This window comes from Pseudoalteromonas sp. ESRF-bin5, from assembly GCF_002632075.1.
Lineage (GTDB): Bacteria > Pseudomonadota > Gammaproteobacteria > Enterobacterales > Alteromonadaceae > Pseudoalteromonas > Pseudoalteromonas marina.
In genome coordinates this window covers 1-2165 of the sequence record NZ_NTLW01000010.1, presented here as the reverse complement: position 1 = coordinate 2165, position 2165 = coordinate 1, and the positions used below count along the sequence as shown (strand labels likewise).

Here is a 2165-nt window from a genome sequence, read left to right as displayed (position 1 = left end):
CAGCGCAACATTTACTAATTAGAACACGATTGTAACGCACCCGTATTTTAGGTGTTAAGCGGTAATACAGTTGTAAAGGATAAAGATAATAAAATGGCTATAAAAAAACATTTGGCAGTTTCAAGTTTATTGGGTGCAAGCTTTGCCGCCCTAGGCCAAACTTCCTTTATTGTTGAAGACTTGAAAGTTGAAGGCTTACAACGCGTAGCACTTGGTGCTGCATTGACTCATATTCCTATTAACGTAGGCGATAATGTAGATGACTACACAATTTCAAAAACAATAAAGTCACTTTATCGTTCTGGTCACTTCGACAACATCAAAGCATTACGTGATGGCAACAACGTTATTTTTAAAGTAACAGAGCGCCCAACAATTAGCTTTATTGAGTTTGAAGGCAATAAAGATATCAAAGATGAGCAACTTAACGAGTCGCTTGATCAACAAGATATTCGCCAAGGCGAACCATTAGATAAAACCGTAATTGATAATATTGAAAAAGGCTTAGTAGAGTTTTTCCATAGTATTGGTAAATACAATGCAACGGTTGATATCAGCGTTACTAAATTGCCACGTAACCGCGTAAAACTTAAACTGGAGTTTGATGAAGGTGATGCCGCGTCTATCCGCCAAATTAACTTAGTGGGTAACGAGCTTTTTTCTAACGAAGAATTATTAAAACTTGCTGAGTCTCAGCAAGATTTACCTTGGTGGCAATTTATGGGTAGCGATCGCTACCAAAAACAAACCATTGAAGGTGATTTAGAAAAAATCCGCAGCTTTTATTTAGACCGTGGTTACTTACGTTTTAATATTGATTCGACGCAGGTATCGGTAAGCCCAGAGCGTGAATCTGTATATGTTACGGCCAACCTTACCGAAGGCGTTAAATACAAGGTTAAAGGCTTTGATTTTATTGGTGACTTACTCGGTCGTGAAGATTTAATTAAAAGCGTTATCCCACTCAGAGCTGGTGAGCTTTACAATGGTTCTGTTGTAACATCTTCAGAAGAGTTCATTAAAAGTTATTTAGCACGTTTTGGTTATGCAAATGCTGAAGTGCGCACAATTCCTGAAATTGATGACGAAAAGCAAGAAGTTCAGTTAACTTTATCCGTTAACCCAGGTAAGCGTGTTTATGTTCGTCGTATAATTGTTGGTGGTAACCAAAACACCGCTGACGAAGTATTGCGCCGCGAAATGACGCAGCTAGAAGGTGCATGGTTATCAAACCAAAACCTCGAGCGTTCAAAGCTACAAATTCAACGTTTACCTTATATGGAAACTGTTGATTTTAACGTAGTCCCCGTGCCAGGTGTAGACGACCAAGTTGACGTAGATTTCACAGTAAAAGAACAATCTGCCGGTAGCTTTAATGCGGGCCTTGCTTATGGTTCATACCTAGGTCTACAGTTTAATATTGGTGTGACTGAATCTAACTTCTTAGGAACAGGCAACCAAATTGGTTTAAATTTAAATACTTCTACTGGCTCTGAAAGTGTCAGTTTATCGTATACCGACCCTTATTTTACACCAGATGGTGTTTCACAAGGCAGCAGTATTTTTTACCGAAACTACGACGCAAGTAAGTTTAGTCTTGTAGATTACAAATCAAAAAGTTATGGTTTAGGTACAAATATTGGTTTTCCGATTGATGCAATCAACCGGGTTAATTTTGGTGTTCGTTGGATAAAAGAAGAGCTTTCAGATATTGCCGAGTACGAGCAAACGCGTGTATTACGTGAGACATTTTTTGACCCTGAAAACCCTGATGCAGGCTTTGACTTTACCAAATATGAATTAAGTGTTGGTTGGTCACGTATAACGGTTAACCGTGGTTTATTCCCTACAGCGGGTTCACGCCAAACGTTAAATTTAACGGGGACTACACCGAACTCAGATTTAACTTACTTCAAGCTTAATTACGATTCACGCTTTTACTGGCCAATATCTAACGATCATCGCTGGGTATTCTCGGCTCGTGCGGCGCTCGGTTATGGTAATGGTTATGGGTCAACAAATGGATACGATCAAACGCTTCCATTCCAAGAGTTCTTCCGTATTACGGAAATGGAACTACGTGGCTTTGACCGTAATACAATATTGCCACAAGCTGTGTCACGTATTGCAACGACGATTCCTGGGACACTAAACCCAGATGGTTC

General features: G+C 39.6%; 1 protein-coding gene. It reads left to right on the top strand.

All coding sequences use genetic code 11. The features are described from left to right. Positions 1 to 93 precede the first annotated feature (93 nt). Positions 94 to 2165 (top strand): outer membrane protein assembly factor BamA (gene bamA / locus BCG07_RS00105; RefSeq protein ID WP_286887912.1); only part of this gene is annotated, 2072 nt, incomplete at its 3' end.